At 72.5% G+C, this 26,676-nt stretch carries 29 protein-coding genes and 1 pseudogene; 12 read left to right on the top strand and 18 right to left on the bottom strand.

Annotated features, from left to right (window positions below; genetic code table 11):
- The 3 genes from GT045_RS28245 to GT045_RS28240 all read left to right on the top strand — a co-directional run.
- Positions 1-689 (top strand): polyprenyl synthetase family protein (locus GT045_RS28245; RefSeq protein WP_161335921.1); only part of this gene is annotated, 689 nt, incomplete at its 5' end.
- 538 nt (positions 690-1,227) lie between these two features.
- A complete protein-coding gene (locus tag GT045_RS39120) occupies positions 1,228-1,509 on the top strand; it encodes a hypothetical protein (RefSeq protein ID WP_202529101.1) in 282 nt (93 codons plus the stop codon).
- A 9-nt stretch (positions 1,510-1,518) separates the two neighbouring features.
- Entirely contained in the window at positions 1,519-1,851 is a 333-nt protein-coding gene (locus GT045_RS28240) for a DUF952 domain-containing protein (RefSeq protein ID WP_161335920.1), read from the top strand.
- A 12-nt stretch (positions 1,852-1,863) separates the two neighbouring features.
- On the opposite strand, the gene GT045_RS28235 is transcribed toward GT045_RS28240, so the two are convergent.
- The 3 genes from GT045_RS28235 to GT045_RS28225 all read right to left on the bottom strand — a co-directional run bounded on the left by GT045_RS28235 (position 1,864) and on the right by GT045_RS28225 (position 3,561).
- Entirely contained in the window at positions 1,864-2,622 is a 759-nt protein-coding gene (locus tag GT045_RS28235; RefSeq protein WP_161335919.1) for a VOC family protein, read from the bottom strand.
- Between the two features lie 113 nt (positions 2,623-2,735).
- On the bottom strand, positions 2,736-3,152 hold the full coding sequence (locus GT045_RS28230; protein WP_161297083.1) for a VOC family protein: 417 nt from the start codon (positions 3,150-3,152) through the stop codon (positions 2,736-2,738).
- Between the two features lie 55 nt (positions 3,153-3,207).
- On the bottom strand, positions 3,208-3,561 hold the full coding sequence (locus GT045_RS28225) for a helix-turn-helix transcriptional regulator (RefSeq protein WP_202516398.1): 354 nt from the start codon (positions 3,559-3,561) through the stop codon (positions 3,208-3,210).
- A 151-nt stretch (positions 3,562-3,712) separates the two neighbouring features.
- On the opposite strand from GT045_RS28225, the pseudogene GT045_RS28220 reads away from it, so the two are divergent.
- A pseudogene (locus tag GT045_RS28220) lies at positions 3,713-5,072 on the top strand (inorganic phosphate transporter).
- Here the strand turns inward: GT045_RS28220 and GT045_RS28215 are convergent.
- The 7 genes from GT045_RS28215 to GT045_RS28195 form a co-directional block, all read right to left on the bottom strand.
- On the bottom strand, positions 5,020-6,237 hold the full coding sequence (locus GT045_RS28215; RefSeq protein ID WP_161335918.1) for a PP2C family protein-serine/threonine phosphatase: 1,218 nt from the start codon (positions 6,235-6,237) through the stop codon (positions 5,020-5,022). The pseudogene GT045_RS28220 and the gene GT045_RS28215 sit on opposite strands and share 53 nt — an antisense overlap.
- 376 nt (positions 6,238-6,613) lie before the next feature.
- Entirely contained in the window at positions 6,614-6,769 is a 156-nt protein-coding gene (locus GT045_RS39115; protein WP_202516395.1) for a DUF6131 family protein, read from the bottom strand.
- A gap of 84 nt (positions 6,770-6,853) precedes the next feature.
- Positions 6,854-7,462, bottom strand: coding sequence for an alkaline shock response membrane anchor protein AmaP (locus tag GT045_RS28210; protein ID WP_161297077.1), 609 nt, complete (start codon positions 7,460-7,462; stop codon positions 6,854-6,856).
- Between the two features lie 30 nt (positions 7,463-7,492).
- Positions 7,493-8,146 carry a DUF6286 domain-containing protein gene (locus tag GT045_RS28205; protein WP_237538931.1) on the bottom strand — a complete coding sequence of 218 codons (654 nt, stop codon included), beginning with the start codon at positions 8,144-8,146 and terminating at the stop codon, positions 7,493-7,495.
- Between the two features lie 421 nt (positions 8,147-8,567).
- The gene (locus tag GT045_RS28200; RefSeq protein ID WP_161335917.1) at positions 8,568-8,975 is read right to left on the bottom strand and encodes an Asp23/Gls24 family envelope stress response protein; all 408 of its coding nucleotides are present in this window, start codon (positions 8,973-8,975) and stop codon (positions 8,568-8,570) included.
- On the bottom strand, positions 8,972-9,139 hold the full coding sequence (locus GT045_RS39110) for a hypothetical protein (RefSeq protein ID WP_202516644.1): 168 nt from the start codon (positions 9,137-9,139) through the stop codon (positions 8,972-8,974). The genes GT045_RS28200 and GT045_RS39110 overlap by 4 nt, the downstream gene beginning before the upstream one ends.
- A gap of 77 nt (positions 9,140-9,216) precedes the next feature.
- Positions 9,217-9,696, bottom strand: coding sequence for an Asp23/Gls24 family envelope stress response protein (locus tag GT045_RS28195; RefSeq protein WP_161298130.1), 480 nt, complete (start codon positions 9,694-9,696; stop codon positions 9,217-9,219).
- Positions 9,697-9,976: 280 nt separating this feature from the next.
- Here GT045_RS28195 and GT045_RS28190 point away from each other — a divergent pair, with 280 nt between their 5' ends.
- From GT045_RS28190 to GT045_RS28180, 3 genes are all read left to right on the top strand, one after another.
- Complete coding sequence (locus GT045_RS28190) at positions 9,977-10,513, top strand: RNA polymerase sigma factor (RefSeq protein WP_237538936.1); 537 nt, start codon at positions 9,977-9,979, stop codon at positions 10,511-10,513.
- 68 nt (positions 10,514-10,581) lie between these two features.
- Positions 10,582-11,175 (top strand): hypothetical protein, encoded by a 594-nt coding sequence (locus GT045_RS28185; RefSeq protein ID WP_345942783.1) that lies wholly within the window; start codon positions 10,582-10,584, stop codon positions 11,173-11,175.
- The gene (locus tag GT045_RS28180) at positions 11,172-11,546 is read left to right on the top strand and encodes a hypothetical protein (protein WP_161335915.1); all 375 of its coding nucleotides are present in this window, start codon (positions 11,172-11,174) and stop codon (positions 11,544-11,546) included. Before GT045_RS28185 ends, GT045_RS28180 begins: the two co-directional genes overlap by 4 nt.
- A 343-nt stretch (positions 11,547-11,889) precedes the next feature.
- Here GT045_RS28180 and sodN read toward each other — a convergent pair whose 3' ends face one another.
- Positions 11,890-12,285, bottom strand: a complete 396-nt coding sequence (sodN, locus tag GT045_RS28175; protein ID WP_161298134.1) for a superoxide dismutase, Ni — start codon at positions 12,283-12,285, stop codon at positions 11,890-11,892.
- Between the two features lie 145 nt (positions 12,286-12,430).
- On the opposite strand from sodN, the gene sodX reads away from it, so the two are divergent.
- The gene (sodX, locus tag GT045_RS28170; RefSeq protein ID WP_161298144.1) at positions 12,431-12,865 is read left to right on the top strand and encodes a nickel-type superoxide dismutase maturation protease; all 435 of its coding nucleotides are present in this window, start codon (positions 12,431-12,433) and stop codon (positions 12,863-12,865) included.
- On the opposite strand, the gene GT045_RS28165 is transcribed toward sodX, so the two are convergent.
- Positions 12,769-13,398 (bottom strand): CGNR zinc finger domain-containing protein, encoded by a 630-nt coding sequence (locus GT045_RS28165; protein ID WP_161298135.1) that lies wholly within the window; start codon positions 13,396-13,398, stop codon positions 12,769-12,771. The two genes, sodX and GT045_RS28165, sit on opposite strands and share 97 nt — an antisense overlap.
- A gap of 99 nt (positions 13,399-13,497) precedes the next feature.
- Between GT045_RS28165 and GT045_RS28160 the strand changes: the two genes are divergently transcribed.
- Positions 13,498-14,256: a class I SAM-dependent methyltransferase gene (locus GT045_RS28160; RefSeq protein WP_161298136.1), complete on the top strand. Its 759-nt coding sequence runs from the start codon at positions 13,498-13,500 to the stop codon at positions 14,254-14,256.
- 100 nt (positions 14,257-14,356) lie between these two features.
- On the opposite strand, the gene GT045_RS28155 is transcribed toward GT045_RS28160, so the two are convergent.
- From GT045_RS28155 to GT045_RS28145, 3 genes are read right to left on the bottom strand one after another with little or no spacing between them, the layout of a single operon-like run.
- Positions 14,357-15,109: an amino acid ABC transporter ATP-binding protein gene (locus tag GT045_RS28155; protein WP_161298145.1), complete on the bottom strand. Its 753-nt coding sequence runs from the start codon at positions 15,107-15,109 to the stop codon at positions 14,357-14,359.
- Between the two features lie 50 nt (positions 15,110-15,159).
- Entirely contained in the window at positions 15,160-16,095 is a 936-nt protein-coding gene (locus GT045_RS28150; protein WP_161335914.1) for an amino acid ABC transporter permease, read from the bottom strand.
- 39 nt (positions 16,096-16,134) lie between these two features.
- On the bottom strand, positions 16,135-17,097 hold the full coding sequence (locus tag GT045_RS28145; RefSeq protein ID WP_161335913.1) for an ABC transporter substrate-binding protein: 963 nt from the start codon (positions 17,095-17,097) through the stop codon (positions 16,135-16,137).
- Positions 17,098-17,642: 545 nt separating this feature from the next.
- Between GT045_RS28145 and GT045_RS28140 the strand changes: the two genes are divergently transcribed.
- Together GT045_RS28140 and GT045_RS28135 are read left to right on the top strand one after the other, a co-directional pair.
- Positions 17,643-18,866: an NADP-dependent malic enzyme gene (locus GT045_RS28140; RefSeq protein WP_161298139.1), complete on the top strand. Its 1,224-nt coding sequence runs from the start codon at positions 17,643-17,645 to the stop codon at positions 18,864-18,866.
- Between the two features lie 244 nt (positions 18,867-19,110).
- Positions 19,111-20,076, top strand: a complete 966-nt coding sequence (locus GT045_RS28135) for a zinc-binding dehydrogenase (RefSeq protein ID WP_161298140.1) — start codon at positions 19,111-19,113, stop codon at positions 20,074-20,076.
- 245 nt (positions 20,077-20,321) lie between these two features.
- Here GT045_RS28135 and GT045_RS28130 read toward each other — a convergent pair whose 3' ends face one another.
- Both GT045_RS28130 and GT045_RS28125 read right to left on the bottom strand, forming a co-directional pair.
- Positions 20,322-21,392, bottom strand: a complete 1,071-nt coding sequence (locus GT045_RS28130) for a PadR family transcriptional regulator (protein ID WP_161298141.1) — start codon at positions 21,390-21,392, stop codon at positions 20,322-20,324.
- Position 21,393: 1 nt separating this feature from the next.
- A complete protein-coding gene (locus GT045_RS28125) occupies positions 21,394-22,410 on the bottom strand; it encodes a DUF4097 family beta strand repeat-containing protein (RefSeq protein ID WP_161335912.1) in 1,017 nt (338 codons plus the stop codon).
- Between the two features lie 327 nt (positions 22,411-22,737).
- Here GT045_RS28125 and GT045_RS28120 point away from each other — a divergent pair, with 327 nt between their 5' ends.
- Positions 22,738-22,917 (top strand): DUF6104 family protein, encoded by a 180-nt coding sequence (locus GT045_RS28120; protein WP_003992906.1) that lies wholly within the window; start codon positions 22,738-22,740, stop codon positions 22,915-22,917.
- 210 nt (positions 22,918-23,127) lie between these two features.
- On the opposite strand, the gene GT045_RS28115 is transcribed toward GT045_RS28120, so the two are convergent.
- Positions 23,128-26,676: multifunctional oxoglutarate decarboxylase/oxoglutarate dehydrogenase thiamine pyrophosphate-binding subunit/dihydrolipoyllysine-residue succinyltransferase subunit (locus GT045_RS28115; protein WP_161335110.1), on the bottom strand; the 3,549-nt coding region annotated here is incomplete at its 5' end.

The raw sequence follows: 26,676 nt of genomic DNA, 5'->3' as shown, positions 1-26,676 counted from the left end.
TCGCCGACGCGATCCTCGCCGGGGACGCCGTCCAGGCGCTTGCCCTGCGGCTGCTCGCCGAGGACCCGCACCCGGCCTCCGTCCCGGCCGCGGCCCGGCTCGCGTCCTGTGTGGTGGAGCTGTGCGAGGGGCAGCACGTGGACACCGACCTGGAGCGGCGTGCGCCGGAATCGGTCACCCTCGACGAGGTGCTGGCGATGGCCGAGGCCAAGACCGGCGCGCTGCTGGGCTGTGCCTGCGCGGTCGGCGGGCTGTACGCGGGGGCGAGCGAGGAGGTGGTGGACGCGCTGGACGGCTTCGGCCGGCAGGCGGGGCTCGCCTTCCAGCTGATCGACGACGTCATCGGCATATGGGGGGACCCGCGGCACACCGGCAAGCCGGCCGGTGCGGATCTCGTCGCCCGTAAGAAGTCCCTGCCGGTGGTGGCGGCGCTCACCTCGGGCACCCCGGCGGCGGCCGAACTCGCCGCGCTGTACGGGAAGCCGTACCTCGAAGGGGAGGCGGAGGACGGGGAGATCGCGCGTACGGCACTGGCGGTCGAGCAGGCCGGGGGCCGGGACTGGGCGCAGGCCGAGGCGGCCGACCGGATGGCCCGGGCCGTCCAGGAACTCGCCCGCGCGGTGCCCGGCCCCGAGGCGGCGGGCGGTCTGCTGGCGCTCGCCGAGTTCGTCACCCGGCGGACCAGCTGAGGGTGCCGGCGCGGCGGTCATGAGGACGCCGGTGCGGGGATCCGAGGACGCCGCCGGTGCAGGGACCCGAGGGCGTTGCCGGTGCAGGGATCCGAGGGCGTTGCCGGTGCAGGGATCCGAGGGCGTCGGTGCAGGGGCGCGAGGGCGTCGGTGCACGGGCCTGAGGACGTCCGTACCACGCCGGAGTCACGGGCCCGAGGGAGCCGGAACCTGGGACCTGGGGACGTCAGTACCACGCCGGAGTCACGGGCCCGAGGGAGCCGGAACCTCGGGCCTGAGGACGTCAGTACCACGCCGGAGTCACGGGCCCGAGGGAGCCGGAACCTCGGACCTGGGGACGTCCGTACCACGCCGGAGCCACGGGCCCGAGGGAGCTGGAATCACGGACCTGAGGACGACGCCGGAGCCCCGGTGACCGTGCGGCCCCTGGCCCCGCGCGGTCACCGGGGATCTCCGGCGAGGCGGTTCCCGCACGCCCCCGCAGTGTGTGGGGGCGCCGCAGGAAGCGGCGGTGCCGCCACCGCTCTACCCTGAGAGCATGGGCAGCGTGGAACCCGTCTGTCCCGTCTGCGGACAGCCGGTCGAGACGGTCGTCAAGCGGCACAAGACCCTGGGCGCCTGGGTGCCGGTCTGGGGCCCGGCCCCGTGCGGCAACCCGGACTGCGCGGCCGGTGCCGAGGCCGGGCGGTCCGCCGACACCGGGCGCCCCTCCGGCAGCACCGGGCGGCCCTCCGGCAGCACCGGGCGGCCCTCCGGCGCCGGGCGGCCCGCCGTTCCCGATTCGTCCGACGCCCCAGAGCGGGCCCCGAAGACGCCGTAGCGTGGGCGCATGCCGAAACTGCCGTACATCCTGCACATCACCGAGCGCTCCCTGTGGGAGGCGGCGCGCGAGCGCGGCGCCTACGAGCGGTCCACCCGGGGTCGCACCCTCCAAGAGGAGGGTTTCATCCACTTCTCCACCCGCGAGCAGCTCCCGCGCGTCGCGGACTTCCTCTACGGCGGCTACGACGGCCCGGACGAGCTGGTCGTCCTGGTGGTGGACCCGGCCCGGGTCGGTGCGCCGGTGCGGTACGAGTCCGCCGAGCCGGGCGGGGAGGAGTTCCCGCACGTCTACGGACCGGTGCCGGTCGAGGCCGTGGTCGACGTGGAGCCCTGGGGCTGAGAGGCGGGGCGCCTACCCGGTGCAGGCGTCCCGGCCGCCCCGGTCCGGGAGCCGGCCCGTCTGCGGATCGCGGCCGGTCAGGCAGTACGTGCCGCCGGCCGGGTCCCGCATCACCGTCCAGTGGGCGCCCTCGCGCACCAGGACGGCCCCCAGTTCCTCGTGCCGCGCACGGACTGCGCTGACGTCGGCGCAGGCCAGGTCCAGGTGGGCCGAGGCCGGGCCCTCTTCGTCCAGCCGCTGGAGCAGCAGCCGGTGAGGCAGGCCCGCCGGTGGCACCAGGGCGGTGAACTCCGGCCGGGAACCGGCCCGTTGCTCCCACCCGGTCAGCGCGGCCCAGAAGGCGCACTCGGTGTCGTACCGGGACGGCGGGACGTCCAGGCACACCTGGTCCAGCCGGCTGCCGGACGCCACCGGCGGCCGTACCGCCTCTCCCTGCCAGGGCACCACGCAGAACAACCGGCCCGCAGGGGAGCGCAGTACGGCCCAGTCCCCGTGGTCCGCCACCAGACGGGCGCCGAGCCGGCGGGCGCGCGTGCCCAGGTCGCGCACGTCCTCGGTGCACAGGTCGAGGTGGGCGCCGCCGTCTCCCGCACCGATGCCCTGGAGCTTCACGCTCGGGTCGGTGGCCTCGGGCAGCAGCGTCACGAACTCCTCGCCGTCGCCGCGGAATCCGGACAGCCGGGTACCGGTCGCGGCCGTCCAGAAGGCGCAGGCGTCGGCGAGGCGGGCGGCGGGCCGGTCGGCGAAGGCGTACGTCCAGCGGATCATCATGCGGGGAGTGTAGGCAGGGCGCGGGCCGGCCCCGCCGGTGACCGAACGGGCCACCTGGGCAGGGCGCGGGCCGGCCCCGCCGGTGACCGAACGGGCCGCCGAGGCGGGGGAGTTCAGCCGGCGGGGTGCTGGAGGAAGCGCAGCTGGTTGCCCGCCGGGTCCCGGAAGGCGCAGTCGCGCACCCCGTAGGGCTGGTCCGTCGGCTCCTGGATGACATCGGCGCCGGACTCGCGCACCCGCTCGTAGAGCGCGTCGCAGTCGGGGGTGGTGAAGATGACCCCGCGCAGCAGGCCCTTGGCCAGGAGTTCGTTGAGCGCATGCTTGTCCGCCGGGGATGCGTCCGGACTGGCGTCCGGGGGCTCCAGGACGATCGCCACGTCCGGCTGGAGCGGCGAGCCCAGGGTCACCCAGCGCATCCCCTCGAAGCCGACGTCGTTGCGGACCTCCAGACCGAGCACATCGCGGTAGAAGGCGATGGCCTTGTCGTGGTCGTCCACCGCGATGAAACACTGCGCGAGTCTCACGTCCATGGACTCACCCTAGAACCGACGGAGGCGCCCCGCTCGGCCGGCGCAGGTGCCCCGCTCAGTACGGACGGCGTCGCGGCCGGGTCAGTCTGCGGGCCACGCAGGACGGGATCACCGCGCTCTCCTCGTGGTCGCGGGCGCGGTAGGCGCTCGGCGTCTCGCCGACCAGCTCGGTGAACCGGGAGCTGAAGGAACCGAGCGAGGTACAGCCCACGGCGAGGCACACCTCGGTCACGGTGAGATCGCCCCGGCGCAGCAGCGCCTTGGCCCGCTCGATCCGGCGGGTCATCAGGTAGCTGTACGGCGTCTCGCCGAACGCCTTGCGGAAGGTGCGCTGGAAGTGGCCCGGGGACATCAGGGCGTCCCGGGCCAGGGCGGTCATGTCGAGCGGCTCGGCGTACTCGCGGTCCATGCGGTCCCGTACCCGCCGCAGCCGTCGCAGGTCCTCCAGGGCGGTCACCTGCTCAGCTTGGCACAGGACCGTACGACAGAGTCTTCCGAGTGCGACGGAGCGTTTCCCTCCAGTTGTCCGGGCATCGGCCGGCCCTTGCTTGTCTCGGGTGATGGACCACATCACGTTCCTCGTGGCGGTCGTCATCGTCACGGCACTGGCGTTCGACTTCACGAACGGGTTCCACGACACCGCGAACGCGATGGCCACCTCCATCGCCACCGGTGCGCTCAAACCCAGAACAGCGGTGCTGGTCAGCGGGGTCCTCAACATCGCCGGCGCGTTCCTGTCCACCGAGGTGGCCAGGACGATCTCCGGCGGGATCGTGGACGACGCCCTGGTCACCCCCGGGATGATCTTCGCGGGGCTGGTCGGGGCGATCCTGTGGAACCTGCTGACCTGGCTCGCCGGGCTCCCCTCCAGTTCCTCGCACGCCCTGTTCGGCGGGCTGATCGGTGCCGTCTGGGTCGGTGCGGGCTCCCACGGCGTGCACTTCGGCAAGGTGGCCGAGAAGGTGCTGATCCCGGCGGTGGCCTCACCGGTGGTGGCCGGCCTCGCCGCTCTGCTCGCCACCTACCTCGTCTACCGGCTCACCGCCCGGGCCGGGCAGGAGTCGGTTGACCAGGGGCTTCCGGCTGGGGCAGATCGCCTCGGCCTCCCTGGTCTCCCTCGCGCACGGCACCAACGACGCCCAGAAGACCATGGGTGTCATCACGCTGACGCTGATCTCGGCGGGCGCGCTGGACCAGGACGCCGGCCCGCCGGTCTGGGTGATCGGCTCGGCGGGTCTCGCCATCGGCCTGGGCACCTACCTGGGCGGCTGGCGGATCATCCGCACCATGGGCAAGGGGCTGACGGAGATCCGGTCGCCGCAGGGATTCGCCGCCGAGACGGCTTCCACGGCCGTGATCCTCACCTCCGCCCAGCTCGGCTTCGCGCTGTCCACCACACAGGTCGCCTCGGGCAGCATCCTCGGCGCCGGCCTCGGCCGCCGGTTCACGCTCGGTGTGCTCGGCCTTTCCCGCGCCGAGGCCGGCGGTGCCGCCGGACCCGCCGCCGGCCGGGCCCAGGCGTGGCTGTGCTTCCTCGCCTGCGCGGCGGTGGTGGCGTACGGGATCTGGCTGATCGTGCCGCAGTTCCACCAGCCGGGCGGCAGGGGCAGGACGTGCCGGACCGACGGCGACCCCGGACCCGCCGTCGAGGAGCCTTTGCGTCACTGCCGAGGGGTCGGCCCTCCGCCGTCGAGAAGCACTTGTACCGAAGCCGAGGCAGCGGCCCTCTGTCGTGGAGGAGCCGGCCACCATGGAGGAGTCGGCCGCCGTGGGGGAGTCGGCCGCCGTGGAGGAATCGGTCCGTCGTGGAGGAGTCGGTCCGTCGTAGAGGGGCCGGTTCTCCGCCGTCGCGGTGGGGCCGGTCCGGTCAGCCCGGGCCGCGCCACTCGATCAGCAGGAGTGTCGCGTCGTCCGTCGTGATCCCGCCCCGCGCCCGTTGCAGCGTGTGGGAGAGGGAGCGCGCGACCGTCCGGATTCCCCGCGCCGTGGGTTCGAGGCGGTTCACCGAGGTGATGAGCTGTTCCTCCCCGAACTGCTCTCCACCGACATCGCGCTCCTCGATCAGTCCGTCGGTGAAGCACATGACCCGGTCGCCGGGCGCGAGAGCCACCTCGCTGATCCGGGGCTCGCGGCCGCCGAAGCCGACGGGCAGCGTCGTCGGACCGTGCAGCCGCCGCACGACACGGTGCCCACGGATCAGCAGAGGGGCGGGGTGTCCGGCGTTGACCCACTGCAGGCGGCCCGTGACCGTGTCCAGCCGCATCATCTGCGCGGTCACGAAGTGGTCGGGGCCGAACTGCACGGCGACGGCCCGGTCCATGAACGCGTATATCTCCGACAGGCCGACGCTGATGCGCCTGGCGTGCCGGTAGGCCCCGATGACCACGGTGGCCATGGTGGCGGCGTCCAGTCCGTGGCCCATCGCGTCGACCATCGCCACGTGCAGGACATCGCCGTTGAGGGCGTAGTCGAAGCTGTCGCCGGCCACGTCGTAGGCGGGCTCCAGCATCCCGGCCAGCTCGACCCGGGGCGTGAACATCGCCAGCGGTGGCAGCAGCGACCACTGGATCTCCGCCGCCAGACTCATCGGTTCCCTGCGCCGCAGCCGGAAGAACAGGTCGGTGTATCCGTGCTTGGTCACCAGCATGTCGGCCACGAGCGAGGCGAGTCTGCGCAGCAGCCGCCGGTCGTCGTCGTCGACCCGGTCCAGGGTGACGGCCATGACGCCCACCTGGTCGCCACCGTCCAGCAGGGGGAGGTAGACCCGTACCCCGTCGTCCTGCGCCACCTCGACCGGGCACGCCTCCTCGAAGGCACGGCCGGCGTCGGAGCCGTCGATCGGCTGCGGTTCCCCGGCCGTCAGCCCGTCACCCGGCAGGGGGACGAGCCAGACCTGGCCGTAGTCCTGCAGGAAGACCGAGGTCTCGCGGCCGTCGAGCCTGCCCAGCTGCCGGGCGACGAGCGGACCGAGCCGGTACGGCGGCAGCTCGTGCCCCTGGTCCAGCAGGGCTCCGAGGAACTCCTCCCCGAAGCGCTCCGACCGGTCGGTGTCCTCTCCGGGGCCGTGCCGCTCACCGCCCGTCATGGCCGTGACCCGGAGGGGCGTTCTGGCGGATCGTCACGAAGGTGTGGTGCATACGAACTCCCGACGCGGCCGGCACCGGCCGAGCGCGTCCCGTCCGTGCCCTGACGGCAACGACCGGGCGCGTCTCGTCCGCGCCCTGGTGGCACCGGCCGAGCGCGTCCGTCCGTGGCCTGACCGGAACGACGGGGCGCGTCCCGTCCGTGGCCTGGCGGCGACGACCGGGCGCGTCCCGTCCGTGCCCGGAACGGCGGTGACCGCAGGGGCGGATCTCTCCGCCGCCGCCGTCGTCCGCCGTCCCGGACGTCCCCGTGCGGTCCGCGCCGGCTTGCCGGCGTGACCGGGGCCCGGGGCGGTCAGCCCTCGGTGCCGGCCCCGGTCACCAGTAGTGGCGTCGGCCGGCGACGGCGTGCCCCATCGCGCCGAGGATCCAGAGGATGGCTCCGATGACCAACAGGATGATCCCGATGGTCCACAGGATGGATATGCCGGTGAGGAAACCGACGACGAGCAGGATGATGCCCAGGACGATCATGGTCTCTCCTTGGGGGAGCGGTGCTGGTTCCCCGCGGACCGCGACGGTCGCGGGGGCGTCGGGATGAAGCGGCTGGTCGCCTCCTTACTCCACGCGGTGTGGACTGTGACGCCTGACCTTCAGGCGGACCTCGGTGGGCGGGTCGGGCAGGCCGGTGGACCGCCGGGCGGTACTGAGCGGGCCTGCGCAGAGGGCACCGAGAGCGGCGCCGGGTGCGCCCCCGGGGGTGAGGGTGAGCCCGATGCGGGTGCGGTGGTGGGCCGGCCGGCCGGTGATGTGCACGGACGCGTGCTCGATCCCGGGCAGGGCACCGGCCTCGTTCGCGATCGCCTCGCCGAGCGCGCGGTCGCGCAGTTCGACACCTTCCGCCGGGGGTGTGCCGCCGACGGGCAGGGAGCCGGGGCGGCGGCGGCTCAGCTGGGCGAGCAGCCACCACAGGGCGAGCAGGGCGGCGAGGGCGAGGGCGGCGATGACCGCGGGCCACCACCACCAGCCCTGGCCGCTCCAGCGTGCCCGGTCGGCTGAGCCGAGCAGGACTCCGGCCGGGGTGGTCAGGGGCCAGCCGTCGGGCGGGGCGAGGTCGTGGCGCCGGTACACGTCGAACCCGGCGAAGAGGATCAGCAGTCCGCCGCCGAGCAGAACCAGTCCGGCGAGGGTCAGCAGACTGCGGTTGAGTGCGGTTCGCGGGGTCATGGCGCGGGCTCCCGGTGGTCCGGTTGTCGGTCAGTCGGTGCGTCGCCGCACCCGTACGACGACGCGGGGAGGACGGGCGAGGGCCAGCTGGTCGCGTTCCTCGCCCAGGACGGTGGCGAGGTCGTCCTTCACCTGCTGGGGGTCGCGGAAGCGGACGTCCGCGCGGGCCCTGATCCGGTGGCGGCCCACGAGGACACGTGCCGCCCCGACCCCGGGGACCCGCATCGCGGCGTCGCGCAGCAGCGCGGCGGCGCCGTCGCGGTCCAGGAAGGCCCGCAGTCGCGGGCAGTCGGCGGGGGAGCGCAGGGGCAGCCAGCGGCGCTGCCCCGGGGTGAGGGCCAGCACGATCAGCCAGACGCCGACGGCGGCGGCCACGGCGGCCCCCGTCAGCATCCACACGTCGTTGACGGGGCGGGTGGCCAGCTCGTCTGCCAGATGCCGGCGCCAGGCGGCCGCCGGACGTCCGGCCCGTACGGCGACGACGTCGACCAGCGCGGCGACGACGGCCACGAGGACCAGCGCGGCGACCAGTGCCGCCGTGACGCGGCGCGCGGACCACCTGCGGTGGGTCCGGTGCCCTCCGCCGGGCGCACCGCCCGAGAGGCCGGAGGCGGGCACGTCCCCCTCACCCGTGGCGCCTGATGAGGGCACGCCGCCCTCACCGGTGGCGCCTGCCGTGGGCATGTCGTGCTCGCCGGTGGGGCCTGATGAGGACACATCGCGCTCACCGGTCGGAGGGTCGGAGGCGGGGACGTCGTGCCCTGGCCGACCGGGCTCCTTCGCCAGCGGCACGGAGCCAGGGAGGCCGGACGGTACGGGGCCGGGGCCGGCAGAGCCGGGTTCGGATGTCATCGCGGCCGCCCTTCCGGCACGGCGCGCCCGGTGATCCCGACGTGTCGGACGTGCCCGGTGATCCCGGCGGGCCTGAAGATCCCGGCGTGCCCGGTGATCCCGAGGGGCCTGAAGATCCCGGCGTGCCCGGCGGTCCCCGTGGGCTCCACGTGCCCGGCGGCCCTCGTCCGCCCCACGTGCCCGGCGATCCCCACGCGCCCCACGCGCCCGGCGATCCCGACGAGCCCGACGGTGGTCCGGGTCGGGTGGCCCTTCACCGGACCCGCCCCCGGCTCGCGTCGGCGTCGGTCACCAGCCGTCGGACGGTGAGCAGGACCTCTCCCACCCGCAAGCCGGTCAGCTGGGCGACCCGTTCGGCGACGTCGTGCTGGATCCGCTCGCAGACCCGGGGGAGGTCGGCGGGGTAGGGCAGCTCCATGGTCAGATGCAGCCGCACCGATCCGGCCCGCACGGCGGCCGAGGCACCCGGCTTCGCCGGCCCTCCGCGGCCGGGCGGTACGGCGGCGCGCCGGGCCTGGGCCGTGCGCGCGGCCTGCGCGGCGATGCGGGCGACCACCCTGTCCGGGATGACGGTGGCGCCCCGCTCGGCCGGGGGCGGCAGTCCGGCCGCCCGCGCCGGCGGGGCCGCCCCTTCGGCGGCGGAACCGGCCCGGGTCTTCACCGCTGCCTCCGGGTGCGCAGGTCGAGGTCGCCCTGGACGACGAGGCCGGCGATCAGCCCGGCCACGCCCAGGACCAGGACCAGCAGGAAGGCCCAGAAGCCTCCGAAGAAGCCGGCGAAGCCGAGAGCCATGCCGGCCGCGAGGCCCGTCGTTGCTGTGTTCATCTCGCACTCAACCCGTCCCGTGCACGAACGTCACCGTGCACGTGATCACCCGCGCCCGGTCAGGGCACGGGGGTGGATCACCTCACGCGGCCCTCGTCCGTCTCGGCCTCTTCCTCCTCGTCGGGCAGGTGGACGTCGTCCACGGTGATGTTCACCTCGACGACCTCCAGGCCCGTCATCCGCTCCACGGCACTGATGACGTTGGTGCGCACGGCGCCGGCGACGTCGACGATGGCGACGCCGTACTCGACGACGACGTCCAGGTCCACGGCGGCCTGCCGCTCGCCGACCTCGACCTTCACTCCTCGCGTGACGGCCCCGCCTCCGCCGGGGACGCGTTCCCGCATGGCGCCGAAGGCCCGGGCCATCCCCGCACCCAGGCTGTGGATGCCCGGTATCTCCCGGGCCGCCATACCCGCGATCTTGGCCACCACGGTGTCCGCGATGGTGGTCTTCCCTCGTGCCTCGGCCGGAGCCCCCGCTCCGGTGCGGCCCTTGAGCGCGCTCACGCCCGACTCGGACCGGCTGGCCCCGACGCTGGTGATGTTCTCCGTCATGGCGGTCGCCTCTATCGGTCACTCGGACACCGGTGCGGCGCCCTTCGTAAGGTTGGACATATCGGACGGCACATTCCTCACGCGTCGCACATGTGACGTGCATCACATGTGGTCGGCCGGGTACCCGGACCGTCCGAGTTCGGATGGGGGCGCCATGATCGAAAGCGCTGCTTCCCCGACACCGGGGCGCGACCTGCCAGGCGGCGACGCGCGCCAGCTGCCGGGCAATGACCTGCGCGGACTGCCGGGAACCGGCCTGCGCGACCTGCCGGGCGGCGAACTGCCGGACCGGCTCCTGGCCGTACGGGCGGCCGAGGGGGACGAAGAGTCGTTCGCCGTTCTCGTCCAGCGGCACGGCCGCCCCCTGCTCGCCCTGGCCCGCTGCATGCTCGGCGACCCCCAGGACGCCGAGGACGCGGTCCAGGACGCCTTCGTCAGCGCCTGGCGGCGGCTGCCGGAGTACCACCACGGCGCGGAGTTCACCACCTGGATGTACCGGATCACCGTCAACCGCTGCCTGACCCTGCGCCGCCGCCGGCCGCCGCCCCTCTCGCTGGACGCGGTCGCCGAGCCCGCGGCGGGGGACGCCTGGAGCCAGCCCGCCAGGTCCGCCGAGCAGGACGCGGCCACCGCAGCCCTGGCCCGCGCGCTCGGCCAGCTCGACGCCGGGCAGCGGCTGTGCTGGATCCTGCGGGAGGTGCAAGGGCTGTCCTACAAGGAGATCTCCCATGTGACGCGGACCAGCGAACAGACGGTGCGCGGCAGACTGTTCAGGGCACGCCGATCCCTGCAGGAGGCGATGGGCCCATGGCGCTAGACCCGCACGAGCGGTCTTCCGGACCTCCCGGGGCCGACGGGACCGGCCCCGGGCCGGGTGCTCCCGACGTGCCCCCGTTCGCGGGCGACGAGGTCCTGTCCTGCGGCCGGCTGCTCAGCGGGGTGTGGGAGCAGACCCGCGACGCGGCGTCGGCCGTGGAGCCGCACACCCTCTCCTGCCCGTACTGCCGCGAGGCGGCCGAGGGGCTGGCCGCGGTGAACGAGGCCACCCGGGCGCTGCGTGCCGAGGGCGCGCCCGGTCTCCACGCTCTCGCCGACCGCGTCATGAACATCGTCAGGGCCGAGGTCCGGCTCGGGAGGCTGCTGCCGCTGGCCGACCCGGACCGGAAACTGCGCATCGCCGAGAGCGTCGCGGCGAAGGTCCTGCGGCGGGCCGCCGACACGGTCCCCGGCGCCAGGGCCGCGGCCTGCCGGCTCGTGCGCGTGGGCGAAGGCACCGAAGTGCGGGTGACCATGACGCTGGCCGCCGCTCTGGACCGCCCCCTGCGCGACCGGGTCCGGCAGGTGCGCCGGTCGGTCCTCCGCTCGGCCGGGACGGACCTGGGTCTGGCCGTGACGGCCGTCGACATCGCCGTGGTCGACGTCCTGGAGCCGATGCCGCTGCTGCGTCCCGGCCTTCCGGCCGCGGGCGGTGCGACATGACCGTCGGCCGGACGGCCACGCTGCTCGGCACCGCGGTCGAGACCGCTCTCGCGGTTCCCGGTGTGGCCGGCCTCGAACCCCGGCTCTCCCGGCGCCTGGCGGCGGCCGCCGCGCCCGCCCGGGCGGACACGGCACCGGACGGCCCGTCGGAGGCGGGCGTCCGCGCCGACCGGTCGCCGGACGGTTCGGGATGGCACATCGAGGTGCGCTGCGTCCTGTCCGAGGGCCGACGGGCGCTGGACGTCGCCCGGGACGTCCATGACCGGGTGGGGGCGGCCGTCGTCCGCCACCTCACCGCTTTCGACACCGTGGAGCGGGTCACCGTCGAGGTCACGGTGACCGGTGTCGCCCCCCGGCGCGAGGCGGCGTGAGGGCGGGTGCCGCCACCGGCAACCGGACCGTGCGGGAAGCCCGTTGGCCGGTGTCCGCCGGTGGCCGGGCGGAAAAGGACCCCACCTGGTCCGCCATGGACGCCGTCGGCCGGACGGAAGAGAGAACCCCACCCGGTCCGCCGCGAACGCCGTCGGCCGGGCGGAAAAGAGACCGCACCCGGTCCGGCTCGGATGCCGTCGGCCGGTGTCCGCCGTCGGCCGGGCGGATAAAAGACCGCACCCGGTCCGCCATGGACGCCGGTGTGCGGCGGCCTGCGGACCGGGTGCGGACAGGTGAACGGCACGACCCGCTGAACCGCAGGTCAGACCCTCCAGCGAGGGATCAGGCCTTCTTCGTCTCCCAGAAGATCTTGTCGATCTGGGCGATGTAGTCCAGCGCCTTCTGGCCCGTCGCCGGGTCGGTGGACGCCTTGGCGGCCGAGAGGGCCTTCAGGGTGTCGTTGACCAGCTGGTGCAGCTCCGGGTACTTCTCGAAGTGCGGGGGCTTGAAGTAGTCGCTCCAGAGGACGGAGACGTGGTGCTTGGCCAGTTCCGCGCGCTGCTCCTTGATGACGGTGGCGCGCGCCTGGAAGTGCGGGTCGTCGTTGCCGGCCATCTTCTCCTGGACGGCCTTCACCGACTCCGCCTCGATGCGGGCCTGGGCCGGGTCGTACACGCCGCAGGGCAGGTCGCAGTGGGCGCTGACCTGAACCTTGGGGGCAAACAGGCGGGAAAGCATGGAGCATTCCTTCCTCGTGATCGTCTTCTCAGGTGCGACATTACTCCCTGAGGAAGTCGATTTCTCGGCTGCCCCCTGGGGCTTAGGACAAAAGTCCAGGGTGAGACTGAGACTGGTGGAGGAACGGACCGGGGAGGTGCCGGGGATGCCGGAGCTGTCGCAGGAGACCGAGCGGGGAAGGGCCGCGGCACCCTTCGGGCTGGCCGAGGTGACGGGCCCGTCCATGGTGCCGACGCTGCACCACGGGGATCAGCTGCTGGTGCGGTACGGGGGCGCGGTCAGGGCCGGCGACGTGGTGGTTCTGCGCCACCCCTTCCAGCAGGACCTGCTCGTGGTCAAGCGGGCCGTGGAGCGGCGCGACGGCGGCTGGTGGGTGCTCGGGGACAACCCGTACGCGGGCGGGGACAGCACGGACTACGGGGTGGTGCCCGAGGAACTGATCCTCGGCAGGGCCTGGTTCAGGTTCCGGCCGGTGCGGGCCGGTCAGCGTTCGCCGTTCGCGCTCGTGCGCTGGGCGCTCTCGGCGGCGAGGCCGCTGCTGCCGGACCGGTCGGCCTCCAGGCGCTTGCGGGCCCGGTAGGCGGCCACGTTGGCGCGGGTCGCGCAGCGGTCCGAGCAGTAGCGCCGGGAGCGGTTGGTGGAGGTGTCCAGATAGGCGTTGCGGCACGGGGACGCCTGGCACAGGCCGAGGCGGTCGACGCCGTGCTCGGTGAGGTGGAAGGCCAGGCCCATCGCCGCGATGGCCGCGTAGCCGGCGGTGGCGTTGGAGGGGTGGTCGGCCAGGTGCATGTGCCACAGGGGGCGGCCGTCGTCGTCGCGGAAGTCGTGGCCGGAGATCTGCGGGCTGACCGGGAACTCCAGCAGCAGTGAGTTGAGCAGGTCCACGGCCAGTGTCTCGTCGCCCTTGTCGGCGGCCTCGAAGACCCCGCGCAGCCGTGCCCGGACCGAGCGGAAGCGGGTCACGTCGGCGTCCGTGGCACGGCGGGCGGCCGAGGCGTTGACGCCGAACAGATCACGGACGGCCTCGACCGTGGTCAGGGCGTCGCTGCCCCGTGCCGGCTCCTCGCTGTTGACGAGACGGACGGCGTAATCCGAGTAATAGGCCAGTTCCACTTGTAGTCCTTACGGGGGCGCATTATCGTCGTGTCAGCGGTCGGGTAACAGCCGGTCGTGCTTCCAGGGTATTACGCGAACCGAGGGGAACGGGGTCCCATGACCACGACGACGGGAACGGACTGGGCGGCCTGGCAGGAGAGCTGGGACCGGCAGCAGGAGTGGTACATGCCGGACCGCGAGGAGCGCTTCCGGATCATGCTCGACATGGTCGAGGCGCTCGTCGGCACGGCACCGCGCGTGCTCGACCTCGCGTGCGGCACCGGCAGCATCACCTCCCGGCTGCTCCGGCGCTTCCCGGAGGCCACCAGCACCGGCGTCGACCTCGACCCGGCGCTGCTCGCCATCGCGCACGGCACCTTCGAGGGCGACGACCGCGTCCGCCTCGTCCGCGCCGACCTCAAGGACCCCGACTGGCCGGCGAAGCTGCCGTACGACTCCTACGACGCCGTCCTGACGGCCACGGCCCTGCACTGGCTGCACAGCGAACCCCTCGCGGCCCTCTACGGCCGGATCGCGGGGCTGGTCCGCGACGGCGGTGTCTTCATGAACGCGGACCACATGATCGACGAAAGCACACCGCGGATCAACGCGGCGGAGCGCGCGCAGCGCCACGCCCGCATGGATCAGGCCAAGCGGCAGGGCGCCCTGGACTGGGCCGAGTGGTGGCAGGTGGCGGCCGGCGACCCGGCGCTGGCCGAGCCCACCGCCCAGCGCTTCGAGATCTACGGCGAGCACGCCGACGGTGACATGCCGTCACCGGCGTGGCACGCGCGCACCCTGCTGGAGCGCGGCTTCGGCGAGGCCCGGCCGGTCTGGGCGTCGCCGTCGGACACCTTGCTGCTCGCCGTGAAGTAGGGCCCGGCACGCGGACGTACGGGAGGGCGGTACGAGTTGTCTCGTACCGCCCTCCCGTACGTCCGCACCCCCGAAGGGGCGCTGCGCTACCGGCGGAGCGTCACAGCACCTTGGACAGGAACGACTGCGTCCGCTCGTGCTGCGGGTTCGTCAGCACGTCCCGCGGGTGACCGGACTCGACCACCACACCGTCGTCCATGAAGACGAGGCTGTCGCCCACCTCCCGGGCGAAGCCCATCTCGTGGGTGACGACGACCATGGTCATGCCGGACTCGGCGAGGTCGCGCATGACGTCCAGGACGTCACCCACCAGCTCCGGGTCCAGGGCCGAGGTCGGCTCGTCGAACAGCATCAGCTTCGGGTCCATCGCCAGGGCCCGGGCGATCGCCACCCGCTGCTGCTGGCCGCCGGAGAGCTGGGAGGGGTAGTGCCCGGCCCGGTCGGCCAGGCCCACCCGGTCCAGCAGCTGCATGGCGCGCTCCCGGGCCTGCGTCCGGTTCACGCCGCGCACCTGCACCGGCGCCTCCATGACGTTCTCCACGGCCGTCATGTGCGGGAACAGGTTGAAGCGCTGGAAGACCATGCCGATGTCGCGGCGCTTCATGGCGACCTCGCGGTCCCGCAGCTCGTACAGCTTGTCGCCCTGCTGCCGGTAGCCGACCAGCTCGCCGTCGACGTACAGCCGCCCGGCGTTGATCTTCTCCAGGTGGTTGATGCAGCGCAGGAAGGTCGACTTGCCCGAGCCGGAGGGGCCGATGAGGCAGAACACCTCGCCCGGCTTCACCTCCAGGTCGATGCCCTTCAGCACCTCGACATGGCCGAAGGACTTGTGCACGCCCTGCGCCCTGACCATCGGGACGGTCCCCTCGGCCGGGGTGTCCTGCGTCTTGCTCAGCTTGTCGGTCATGCCATGCCTCCCTTGGGGCGGCCCAGGGAGAACATGCTGGTCCTGATCTTCTGCCACGGGGTCGGCGGCAGCTGGCGGCTGGAGCCGCGGGCGTAGTAGCGCTCGATGTAGTACTGGCCCACGCTCAGGATCGAGGTCATCACCAGGTACCAGGCCGCGGCGAGGAAGTACATCTCCACCGGGGCACCGGAGTTCTGGCCGATGTCCTGGGCGTACCGGAACAGTTCGGGATACTGCACCACCGACACCAGCGAGGTCGTCTTCAGCATGTTGATGACCTCGTTGCCGGTCGGCGGCACGATGACCCGCATCGCCTGCGGGATGACGATCCGGCGCAGCGTCCTGCTGTGGCTCATGCCCAGCGCGTGGGCGGCCTCGGTCTGGCCCTCGTCCACGGCGAGCAGGCCGGCGCGGCAGATCTCCGCCATGTAGGCGGCCTCGTTCAGGCCGAGGCCGAGCAGCGCGGTCAGGAGAGGGGTCATGAAGTCCGACCACTCGTCCTTGTACAGCGGACCGAGGTTGATGAACTCGAAGACCAGGCCCAGGTTGAACCAGACGACGAGCTGGACCAGGACCGGGGTGCCGCGGAAGAACCAGATGTAGAACCAGGCGATCGACGAGGTCACCGGGTTCTTCGACAGCCGCATCACCGCGAGGACGATGCCGCCGACGATGCCGATCACCATCGACAGGACCGTCAGCAGCAGGGTCTTGCCGACACCGGTCATGATCCGGTCGTCGAAGAAGTAGTCGGGTACCGCGTTCCAGTTGATCTTGCCCTGGCCGAACGCGTAGATGATCGCGACGAGGAGCGCGATCGCGATGACGGCGGAGACGTAGCGTCCGTAGTGCCGGACCGGGATGGCCTTGATGGCCTCGGCGCCGGCCGCGGGCGTGCCGGCCGGCCCCGCCGTCTTGTCTATGTCAGTCACGGGTGATGCCTTTCAGTGGCCGCTTCTGCCGGTCGCGGGTCACTTGCCGCCGTTGACGGCGGACTGCTTGACGGCGCCGTCCTGGGCGCCCCACTTCTCGAGGATCTTCTCGTACTCGCCGTTCTTGATGATCGCGTCCATCGCGGCCTGGAGGGCGTCCCGCAGCTGGGTGTCGTCCTTGGCGACCGCGATGCCGTACGGGGCCGCCTCGACCTGGTCGCCGACGATCTCGAAGTCCTTGCCGCCGCCGGAGGTCTTCACCGCGTACGCGGCCACCGGGAAGTCGGAGGAGGCCGCGTCCACGCCGCCCGAACGCAGCCGGGTCTGGGACTGCTGGTCGTCGTCGAACGCCTCGATCGCGAGCTTCTTGCCGCTCGGACACTTCTTGGCCTCCTGCTTGGCCAGGTCCTCCGAGACGGTGCCGCGCTCCACGGCCAGCTTCTTGCCGCACAGGTCCGACCAGGTCTTGATGCCCTCGGTGTCGCCCTTGCGCGTGTAGATGGAGACACCGGCGGTCAGGTAGTCGACGAAGTCGACGCCCTCGCCGACCTTCTTGCCCGTGTCGGGGTCGATGCCCTGCTGGCGGTTCTTGTTGTCCGTCATCGCCGACATCGCGATGTCGTTGCGACCGGAGCGCAGACCGGTGAGCAGGGCGTCGAAGGTGCCGTTCTCGAACTCGAACGTCACCCCGAGCTGCTTGCCCATGGCCGCCGCGAGGTCGGGGTCCAGGCCGACGACCTTGCCGGAGGAGTCCTTGAACTCCACCGGGGCGTACGCGATGTCCGAGCCGACCTTGATCTTGCCCTTGCTCCGGATGTCCTGGGGGAGCTTGTCGGCGAGCGGGGCGCCGCTGGTGGACCCGCTGCCGGAGCCCTTGTCCTTCTCTGCGGTCTGGTCACCGCAGCCGGTGAGCAGCAGGGCGCCTGCGACCGCGATCGCACCGACCGCGGCCAGACGGGAGCGCGCGGCGGCGGTGGTACGACGGGTGGAGCTTGCGGTCATCGTGGTTCCTCCGGCGGATGGGAAGAGTTGCCGATGGGTCGACGGAAACACACACCTTCGGGTGTCGCGACCTCGTGGGTTTACGGCATCTTGCCATTCGGACTACGCCATTCAAGGGACTCGCTATGTCAAAATCGGATAACGGGTGACCCCCGAACCGCATCAGGTCGGTACATCCCTGGGCCATAGCCGCCGAACCATCTGCGGGAATCAAGTGCTCCGGCCGGAAAATCTTCAGCGTGTCTCACGATGTGATCAGCCGGGCTTGCGTGCTTTCACGCCATTGCGGCCCTCCGGACCCGCGTCACCCCCGCCCCGCCCTCCGCGTCCGGGTGTGACCTTGGACCTATTGGACTCGTCGCGAGTGCTGTCCGTCCGGTAAGAAGGTTCTTTACACCCCTCATCCGGGGCTCAGGGCGCGTGTGCGGCGCGCCCGTCGCGTATGGCCTCGTACGTATCAGCAATCGGGCCGTACGCGGTGCCCGCCCACCCCTCACCAGGAGTGGTCGACCCTCAAACCATGCATACCTAAGGGGTAAGACAAAGTGGCAGCGGAGATCGTCAATCCTCGCAGCGACAGCAATACGGATCAGGACGGCGGGGCCGAGCCCCTCGATTCCTTCGATCCGGTGTTCGCGCTGCACCGCGGCGGCAAGATGGCCGTGCAGGCCACCGTGCCGGTGCGCGACAAGGACGACCTTTCCCTCGCGTACACGCCCGGCGTCGCGCGCGTGTGCACCGCGATCGCGGAACAGCCGGAGCTGGTCAACGACTACACGTGGAAGTCGTCGGTGGTCGCCGTCGTGACCGACGGTACGGCCGTGCTCGGACTCGGGGACATCGGTCCCCAGGCCTCCCTCCCCGTGATGGAGGGCAAGGCGATCCTGTTCAAGCAGTTCGGCGGAGTCGACGCGGTCCCGATCGCGCTCGACTGCACCGACGTCGACGACATCGTCGAGACCGTCGTCCGGCTGGCTCCCTCGTTCGGCGGAGTGAACCTGGAGGACATCTCGGCGCCCCGGTGCTTCGAGATCGAGCGCCGGCTCCAGGAGCGCCTGGACATCCCGGTCTTCCACGACGACCAGCACGGCACGGCTGTCGTGACGCTCGCGGCGCTGCGCAACGCGGCGCGGCTGAGCGGACGCGAGATCGGGCAGCTGCGGGCCGTCATCTCGGGCGCCGGCGCGGCCGGTGTCGCCATCGCCAAGATGCTGGTCGAGGCCGGCATCGGGGACGTGGCGGTGGCCGACCGCAAGGGCGTCGTGTCCGCCGGGCGGGAGGACCTGACCCCGGTCAAGCGCGAGCTGGCCGGATTCACCAACAAGGCCGGCCTCGCCGGCACGCTGGAGGACGCCCTCGCGGGCGCCGACGTCTTCATCGGCGTCTCCGGCGGCACGGTCCCGGAGGAGGCCGTGGCCTCCATGGCCGAGGGCGCCTTCGTGTTCGCGATGGCCAACCCGAACCCCGAGGTGCACCCGGACGTCGCGCACAAGTACGCGGCGGTCGTCGCCACCGGGCGCTCGGACTTCCCGAACCAGATCAACAACGTGCTGGCCTTCCCCGGGATCTTCGCGGGCGCGCTGCAGGTGCGGGCCTCGCGGATCACGGAGGGGATGAAGATCGCCGCGGCGGAGGCGCTGGCCTCGGTGGTCGGTGACGACCTCGCCGCCGACTACGTCATTCCCTCGCCGTTCGACGAGCGGGTGGCTCCCGCCGTGACCGCGGCGGTCGCCGCCGCGGCTCGCGCCGAGGGTGTCGCTCGTCGCTGACGCCTCACCGGAACGGCCCCGTCCCCCCGCGGACGGGGCCGTTTTCCGTGCCGGGCTGCCCGTCCCCCGGCGGCCCCTCGCCGACGGCGCCCTCCGCCGCCGCCCGTCCGTCCGGGGGACGGCGGAGCACGCCCGGGGGTGGCGGCGGAGGAGGCTGCGCCGCACGAGTGCCGTCACGCAAGAGGGCATGTGTCACAGGGCGCCGTGGTTCCGCCGGCCGCCTCGCACACCTATCGTCGGCAGCATGTTCGCTGTCTACGCCGCCCGAATCGACCGCGACCAGCCGCTCACCGGCCTTGAGTTGGGGGAGCGCCCGGCTCCCGAGGCCCGTCCCGGCTGGAGCACCATCACCGTGCGGGCCGCTTCCCTCAACCACCACGACCTCTGGTCCCTGCGGGGCGTCGGCCTGCCCGAGGACCGCCTGCCGATGATCCTCGGCTGCGACGCCGCCGGCGTCGACGCGGACGGCAACGAGGTCGTGCTGCACTCCGTCATCGGCCAGACCGGCCACGGCGTCGGCCCCCGTGAGCCGCGCTCCATCCTCACCGAGCGCTATCAGGGCACCTTCGCCGAACAGGTCGCCGTACCGACCTGGAACGTGCTGCCGAAGCCGGCGGGGCTGTCCTTCGCGGAGGCCGCCTGCCTGCCGACGGCCTGGCTGACGGCGTACCGGATGCTGTTCACGAACGCCGGGGTACGACCCGGCGACTCGGTCCTCGTGCAGGGCGCGGGCGGCGGTGTCGCCACGGCCGCGATCATCCTCGGCAAGGCGGCCGGACTGCGTGTCTTCGCCACCAGCCGGGACGAGGCGAAGCGGAAGCGGGCCCTGGAACTGGGGGCGGTGGAGGCCGTGGAGTCCGGGGCGCGGCTGCCCCAGCGGGTCGACGCCGTCATCGAGACCGTGGGCGCCGCCACCTGGTCCCACTCGGTGAAGTCCCTGCGGCCCGGCGGCACGCTCGTCATCTCCGGTGCCACCAGCGGGGACCGGCCCTCGCACGCCGAACTGACCCGGATCTTCTTCCTCGAACTGAAGGTCGTCGGCTCCACGATGGGCACGAAGGACGAGCTGGAGGACCTGCTGTCCTTCTGCGCCACGACCGGCGTACGGCCCGTCATCGACGCGGAACTGCCACTTGACCGGGCCCGCGAGGGCTTCGAGCGGCTGGCGTCCGGCGAGCAGTTCGGCAAGATCGTGCTCACCAACCCCTGAGATCCCCCGGTGGGCAGGGGCTGAGCGCGGGCGAGTCCGGGCGCTCCCCTGACCCCGGACGGTCGCCCGGCTCGGGCGAGGGGCCGGTCCTGGAGCGCGAGCCATGCGTGCGCCCGTCCCGGGACCGACCCCGGCCCTCCGGCCGCCCGCTCGCCCGCTCGGTCGGTCGGCCGAGGGTGGGCCGCGGGGGCTGGCGGGGCGGGGTCGGCCGGTTGTCCGGGGTTCGGGGGGCCGCCGGGCCGGTGTCAGCGGGGTGAAGTGTCGAGCAGGGCCGCGATGCGGGCTGCCGCTGTGGACAGGTGGTGGCGGGCCTCGTGGAGCTGGGCCGGGGTGACGCCGTGGTCGCGGGCCGCGTCGCGGATGTCGTCGCGGAAGCGGTCCAGCAGGCGGTCCAGGTCGCGCGCCGGGTCACGGACCGGGTCGGCGGGGTCCTCGTGGGCCCAGGCGGGCTCGTACGCGGCGGGGAAGTCCTCCCCGGCCGGCGTGTGGTGCGGTTCCGCGGCGCGCGCCGACTTCCGCGTCCCTTCGGAGGCGCGGCCGAAGCCCCAGTCCCGGCCGAACTCCTTGCCGTAGTCCTTCCCGAGCTCGCCGAACTCCTTGGCCAGCTCGGTCAGGCCGTCCCGGACGCCCGTCGGCCAGTCGCCGCGTGTGAAGTGGTCCTGTACCCGCTCCTGCACCCGGCGGGCGATGCGCTGCATCTCCTCCTGGGCCTGGGCCCGCGCCCGCGCCTGCGCCTCCTGTGCCTGGTTCCGGGCCCGCTGTGCCTCCTCGCGGGCGCGACGGCTCTCGTCCTTGGCGCGCCGCGCCTGCTCCTTCCACTCCTGCTTGACCCGGCGCATCTCCTCCTTGGCGGCCCGCCACGCCTCCTTCTCGTTCATCTCACCGGACTCCCGGTACGGCGCCTCGCCCCCGGGCGACCGCTCGCCCCGGCGGGCCTCGGACGCGGCGGCGCGCATCTCGCGGCGCAGGTCACCGGCCGCGCCGCGCACGTCCGCCCTTATCTCGGCGGCCAGTTCCGCCACCGACTCACGGATCTCCAGCTCCAGGTCGGCCAGTTCACCGCTGCGGTCGGCCAGTTCGGCGCGTCCCGCGTCCGTGATGGCGTACACCTTGCGGCCGCCCTCGGTGGTGTGCCGGACCAGGCCCTCCGCCTCCAGCTTGGCCAGCCGGGGGTAGACCGTGCCCGCCGAGGGCGCGTAGAGCCCCTGGAAGCGCTCCTCCAGGAGCCTGATCACCTCGTAGCCGTGGCGCGGGGCCTCGTCGAGCAGCTTGAGCAGGTAGAGGCGGAGGCGGCCGTGGGCGAAGACGGGGGCCATGTCAGAGCACCTTCTTGTCGGTCGTGCCGTCGGCCGGGGCGCCGCTGGCGCCGGCGTCCTGGCCGGAGACGGAATTGTCCCCCGGGGCGGTCGGGGAGGGGCCGGCCGGGTGGGGTGCGGGGCCGGCGGGTGCGGAGCCGGTGCCGTTGTGCGGGGTCTCGGCGCCGGCGGTGCTCGGGGGGCCGGGCTGCCGGGGGACGGTCTCCTCTTCCTCCCGTGGCGGGCGGCGCAGCAGGGCGATCGAGCCGGAGACCGTGGTGGCCCGGAGCCTCCCGGTGCCCGCGCCCAGCCGGCCGGTGATCTTGTGGGCGCCCCACTGGCCGTGCACGCGCAGTCCGTCGAAGGCGTTGGAGATCGTGCCGCTCGCGGTGTTGGCCTCCACCTCGGCGTCCGCCGGATGCGGCAGGCGGATGGCGATCTCGCCGGAGACGCTGGTGAGGCCGACGTCCGTCGGGCCGTCCGGGTCCAGGTCGACGATCATGGAGCCGCTGACGGTGTCGGCGCGCACGGCGGGGCCGGAACCCTCGACGACCGTCAGGTCCCCCGAGACCGAGTGGAACCTGAGGTCGCCGGTGACCGCCTGGGCCTCCAGGTTCCCCGAGACGGTGTCCGCGCGCACCGGCCCCGAGACGCCGACGAGGGTGCTGTCGCCCGTCACACCCTTGATCACCGCGGGCCCGCGGATGCCGGACACGACCGCGCCCGCGCCGACCACCCCGACCTCCACCCGGGTGTCGGCGGGGACCGCGAGGGAGACGACGGCGCTGCGCCGCCAGCCCTTGCGGTCGAGCCACTTGAGGAAGCCCTTCCAGGGCAGGTCCTCGTACGCGACGGTGAGCGTGCCGCCGTCCAGGGTGACCAGCAGGGGCGGCCCTTCGAGCTCCGAGACCTCCAGGCGGGCCGATCCCTCGTCCGTGCCCATGACGTTCACCGTGCCGTTGACGATACGGACGTGGAGCTCGCGCACGGGGGTGTCGAAGGTCAGTTTCCGGGGTTCGGTGACGGACCACTCTGACATGGGACCTCCTCGGCCGGGCACGCTCGTGACGCGCCATATCGCGTCGTCGTACCAAACACGATATATCGCGGACGTCGGAAGTCAAGGCCGGCCGGGGCGGCGGGCGCTGAGGGGGCGGGAACCGGGGCGGCGCACGAGCCACCGCGCCGGCACGGCGAGAGGTCGAGCGCGGGGGCGGTGGCGCGGCGCACGAGGGAGGCGGCGCCGACCGTACGCGGGCGTGGTGGCGCGGCCCTGCCGGGACGTGCGGACCGTCGGACCGGCCCGGGCGCATAGGCTGGTGGGTGTTATTTCCAGGCCGGATGTGAACGCAGGAGACGTACCCCTATGTACTTCACCGACCGCGGTATCGAGGAGTTGGAGAAGCGGCGCGGCGAGGAGGAGGTCACTTTCGAGTGGCTTGCCGAGCAGTTGCGCACCTTCGTGGACCTCAACCCGGACTTCGAGGTGCCCGTCGAGCGGCTCGCCACCTGGCTCGCCCGGCTCGACGACGAGGACGACGAGTAGCGAGCGGCGGGACGGCGCGGGCGACGGGCGGCCCACGAGCGGGGCGAGGCGGGCAGCCGGAGGAGGACGCCCCGCGAGGGGCGCGGCGCACCGCTCAGCGGCCCCGGGAGCCCGCGGCCGCGCACGGCGCCGATCCACACCCCCTGGGCAGGCGAAAGGGCCCGGTACCGAGTCCGAACTCGGTACCGGGCCCTTCGGGGCCGTCGAGACCTACGCCTCGAAGACTTCCCGCACCAGCTGCTCCTGCTCGGCCTGGTGGCGCTTGGCCGAACCCACCGCCGGGGACGAGCCGTGCGGGCGCGAGATGCGCCGCAGCCGCTCACCGGCCGGGATGTCCGCGCCGACCGCCAGGTCGAGGTGGTCGATCAGGTTGAGCGCGATGAACGGCCAGGCACCCTGGTTCGCCGGCTCCTCCTGGGCCCACAGGTACTTCTCGGCGTTCGGGTACTTGTTGACCTCGGCCTGCAGCTCGTCACCCGGCAGCGGGTACAGCCGCTCGATGCGGATGATCGCCGTGTCCGTGACACCGCGCTTGGCCCGCTCGGCCTCCAGGTCGTAGTAGACCTTGCCGGCGCAGAACACGACCTTGCGGACCGACGCGGGGTCGACCGTGCTGTCGCCGATGACCGGACGGAACTGCCCGCTCGTGAACTCCTCCGCCTTCGAGGCCGCCGCCTTCAGGCGCAGCATCGACTTCGGGGTGAAGACGACCAGCGGCTTGTGGTGCGGGTTGTGCACCTGCCACCGCAGGAGGTGGAAGTAGTTCGACGGCGAGGTCGGCATCGCGACCGTCATGTTGTTCTGCGCGCACAGCTGGAGGAAGCGCTCCGGGCGGGCCGAGGAGTGGTCCGGGCCCTGGCCCTCGTAGCCGTGCGGCAGCAGCAGGGTGACGCCGGAGGTCTGGCCCCACTTCTGCTCGGCCGAGGAGATGAACTCGTCGACGACCGTCTGCGCGCCGTTGACGAAGTCGCCGAACTGCGCCTCCCACATCACGAGCGCGTCCGGGCGGGCCAGCGAGTAGCCGTACTCGAAGCCCATCGCCGCGTACTCGGAGAGCAGGGAGTTGTAGACGGTCAGCCGCGCCTGGTCCTCGGAGAGGTACTGCAGCGGGGTGTACTCCTCGCCGGTCTCCCGGTCGATGAGCACCGCGTGGCGCTGGCCGAAGGTGCCGCGCTGGGAGTCCTGGCCCGCCAGGCGGACCGGGGTGCCGTCCAGCAGCAGGGAGCCGATGGCGAGGGTCTCGCCCATGCCCCAGTCGATCGTGCCGTCCTCCACCATCGCCGCACGCCGCTGCAGCTGGGGCTGCAGGCGGGGGTGGACGGTGATGTGGTCGGGGACGTTGACCTGGGACTCGGCGATCCGCTTGACGACCTCCGCGGAGATCGCGGTCGGGACCGCGACCGGGAAGCCGTCCTGCGGCGCCTGGGTGTCACCGGCGGCCGGCTGCGAGGTGGCCTCGCGGACCTCGGTGAAGACCTTCTCCAGCTGGCCCTGGTAGTCCTGCAGGGCCTGCTCGGCCTCTTCCAGGGTGATGTCGCCGCGACCGATGAGGGACTCGGTGTAGAGCTTGCGCACCGAGCGCTTCTTGTCGATCAGGTCGTACATCAGCGGCTGGGTGAAGGCCGGGTTGTCGGACTCGTTGTGACCGCGGCGGCGGTAGCAGATGAGGTCGATCACCACGTCCTTGTTGAACGCCTGGCGGAACTCGAAGGCGAGCCGCGCGACGCGCACGACGGCCTCCGGGTCGTCGCCGTTCACGTGGAAGATCGGGGCCTCGATCATGCGGGCCACGTCCGTCGCGTACATGGAGGAACGCGAGGACTCGGGGGCCGCGGTGAAGCCGACCTGGTTGTTGATGACGATGTGGACCGTGCCGCCGGTGCGGTAGCCCCGCAGCTGCGACATGTTCAGGGTCTCGGCCACCACGCCCTGGCCCGCGAAGGCCGCGTCGCCGTGGATCGCCACCGGCAGCACCGTGAAGTCCGTGCCGCCCTTGTTGATGATGTCCTGCTTGGCGCGGGCGACGCCCTCCAGGACCGGGTCGACCGCCTCCAGGTGCGAGGGGTTGGCGACCAGCGAGACCTTGATCTGCTCGCCGTCCAGGCCGGTGAAGGTGCCCTCGGCGCCCAGGTGGTACTTCACGTCACCGGAGCCGTGCATCGACTTCGGGTCGAGGTTGCCCTCGAACTCGCGGAAGATCTGCGCGTACGACTTGCCGACGATGTTCGCCAGCACGTTCAGCCGGCCGCGGTGGGCCATGCCGATGACGACCTCGTCCAGCCGGGACTCGGCGGCGGAGTCGATCACCGCGTCGAGCAGCGGGATGACGGACTCGCCGCCCTCCAGCGAGAACCGCTTCTGGCCGACGTACTTCGTCTGCAGGAAGGTCTCGAAAGCCTCCGCCGCGTTCAGCCTGCGCAGGATGCGCAGCTGCTCCTCGCGCTCCGGCTTGGAGTGCGGGCGCTCCACGCGGTCCTGGATCCACTTGCGCTGCTTGGGGTCCTGGATGTGCATGAACTCGATGCCGGTGGTGCGGCAGTACGAGTCGCGCAGCACGCCGAGGATGTCGCGCAGCTTCATCATCGACTTGCCGGCGAAGCCGCCGACGGCGAACTCGCGCTCCAGGTCCCACAGGGTGAGACCGTGCTCGACGATGTCCAGGTCGGGGTGCTTGCGCTGGCGGTACTCCAGCGGGTCGGTGTCGGCCATGACGTGGCCGCGGACCCGGTAGGAGTGGATCAGCTCGAAGACGCGGGCGGCCTTGGTGACGTCGTCGTCGTGGCTGGCGTCGATGTCCTTGAGCCAGCGGACCGGCTCGTAGGGGATGCGCAGCGCCTCGAAGATGTCGTCGTAGAAGCCGTTCTCGCCCAGCAGCAGGTTGGCGACCTGGCGCAGGAACTCGCCGGAGGCGGCGCCCTGGATGACCCGGTGGTCGTAGGTCGACGTGAGCGTCATGACCTTCGAGATGCCGAGCTTGTTCAGGGTGTCCTGGCTGGTGCCCTGGAACTCCGCCGGGTAGTCCATGGAGCCGACGCCCATGATGACCGACTGGCCGGGCATCAGGCGCGGCACGGAGTGGACGGTGCCGAGACCGCCGGGGTTGGTCAGGGAGACCGTGACACCGGTGAAGTCGTCCATCGTCAGCTTGCCCTCGCGGGCGCGGCGGACGATGTCCTCGTAGGCCTGCCAGAACTCGAAGAAGTTCAGCGTCTCGGCCTTCTTGATGGCGGCCACGACGAGCTGGCGGTCGCCGTTCGGCTTGACCAGGTCGATGGCCAGGCCGAGGTTGACGTGCGCCGGCTTGATCAGGGTCGGCTTGCCGTCCTTCTCGCCGAACGCGTGGTTCATCGCCGGCATGGCCTTGATGGCCTGCACCATCGCGTACCCGATGAGGTGCGTGAAGGAGATCTTCCCGCCGCGGGCGCGCTTGAGGTGGTTGTTGATGACGATCCGGTTGTCGAACAGCAGCTTCACCGGGACCGCGCGGACCGAGGTGGCGGTCGGCAGCTCCAGCGAGGCGTTCATGTTCTTGGCGACGGCCGCGGACGGACCGCGCAGCGTCACGTACTCGGGACCGTCCGGGGCCTCCGCGGCGGGAGCGGGCTTCGCCTTCGACTGAGCGGGCGCCTGTGCGGGTTGCGCCGGCTTGGCCGGGGAGGGAGCCGCCGCCTTCGCCGCGGGGGCGGGAGCGGGCGCCTGAGCGGCGGGAGCGGGCTGCGGGGCCGCGGGGGCCGGGGCGGCGGCCGGGGGGGCCGGGGC

The sequence above is a fragment of the Streptomyces sp. SID486 genome (assembly GCF_009865385.1).
In the GTDB taxonomy this organism is placed as follows: domain Bacteria; phylum Actinomycetota; class Actinomycetes; order Streptomycetales; family Streptomycetaceae; genus Streptomyces.
Note: the sequence above shows the minus strand (reverse complement) of the source record. Positions and strands in the feature narration are given on the sequence as shown.

Excerpts from the sequence above, each read along its gene's own strand:
- GT045_RS28210 (WP_161297077.1), bottom strand. The coding sequence starts at position 7,462 with ATGACCCCGCGAACCGCACTCAACCGCAGTCTGCTGACCCTCGCCGGA.
- GT045_RS28215 (WP_161335918.1), bottom strand. The coding sequence starts at position 6,237 with ATGACGGGCGGTGAGCGGCACGGCCCCGGAGAGGACACCGACCGGTCG.
- GT045_RS28195 (WP_161298130.1), bottom strand. The coding sequence starts at position 9,696 with ATGACGGAGAACATCACCAGCGTCGGGGCCAGCCGGTCCGAGTCGGGC.
- sodX (WP_161298144.1), top strand. The coding sequence starts at position 12,431 with ATGCCGGAGCTGTCGCAGGAGACCGAGCGGGGAAGGGCCGCGGCACCC.
- GT045_RS28230 (WP_161297083.1), bottom strand. The coding sequence starts at position 3,152 with ATGGACGTGAGACTCGCGCAGTGTTTCATCGCGGTGGACGACCACGAC.
- GT045_RS28225 (WP_202516398.1), bottom strand. The coding sequence starts at position 3,561 with ATGGACCGCGAGTACGCCGAGCCGCTCGACATGACCGCCCTGGCCCGG.
- GT045_RS28130 (WP_161298141.1), bottom strand. The coding sequence starts at position 21,392 with ATGGCCCCCGTCTTCGCCCACGGCCGCCTCCGCCTCTACCTGCTCAAG.
- GT045_RS28235 (WP_161335919.1), bottom strand. The coding sequence starts at position 2,622 with ATGATGATCCGCTGGACGTACGCCTTCGCCGACCGGCCCGCCGCCCGC.
- GT045_RS28155 (WP_161298145.1), bottom strand. The coding sequence starts at position 15,109 with ATGGTCAGGGCGCAGGGCGTGCACAAGTCCTTCGGCCATGTCGAGGTG.
- GT045_RS28180 (WP_161335915.1), top strand. The coding sequence starts at position 11,172 with ATGACCGTCGGCCGGACGGCCACGCTGCTCGGCACCGCGGTCGAGACC.
- GT045_RS39110 (WP_202516644.1), bottom strand. The coding sequence starts at position 9,139 with ATGAACACAGCAACGACGGGCCTCGCGGCCGGCATGGCTCTCGGCTTC.
- GT045_RS28160 (WP_161298136.1), top strand. The coding sequence starts at position 13,498 with ATGACCACGACGACGGGAACGGACTGGGCGGCCTGGCAGGAGAGCTGG.
- GT045_RS28135 (WP_161298140.1), top strand. The coding sequence starts at position 19,111 with ATGTTCGCTGTCTACGCCGCCCGAATCGACCGCGACCAGCCGCTCACC.
- GT045_RS28205 (WP_237538931.1), bottom strand. The coding sequence starts at position 8,146 with ATGCCCACGGCAGGCGCCACCGGTGAGGGCGGCGTGCCCTCATCAGGC.
- GT045_RS39120 (WP_202529101.1), top strand. The coding sequence starts at position 1,228 with ATGGGCAGCGTGGAACCCGTCTGTCCCGTCTGCGGACAGCCGGTCGAG.
- GT045_RS28125 (WP_161335912.1), bottom strand. The coding sequence starts at position 22,410 with ATGTCAGAGTGGTCCGTCACCGAACCCCGGAAACTGACCTTCGACACC.
- GT045_RS28120 (WP_003992906.1), top strand. The coding sequence starts at position 22,738 with ATGTACTTCACCGACCGCGGTATCGAGGAGTTGGAGAAGCGGCGCGGC.
- GT045_RS39115 (WP_202516395.1), bottom strand. The coding sequence starts at position 6,769 with ATGATCGTCCTGGGCATCATCCTGCTCGTCGTCGGTTTCCTCACCGGC.
- GT045_RS28240 (WP_161335920.1), top strand. The coding sequence starts at position 1,519 with ATGCCGAAACTGCCGTACATCCTGCACATCACCGAGCGCTCCCTGTGG.
- sodN (WP_161298134.1), bottom strand. The coding sequence starts at position 12,285 with ATGCTTTCCCGCCTGTTTGCCCCCAAGGTTCAGGTCAGCGCCCACTGC.
- GT045_RS28145 (WP_161335913.1), bottom strand. The coding sequence starts at position 17,097 with ATGACCGCAAGCTCCACCCGTCGTACCACCGCCGCCGCGCGCTCCCGT.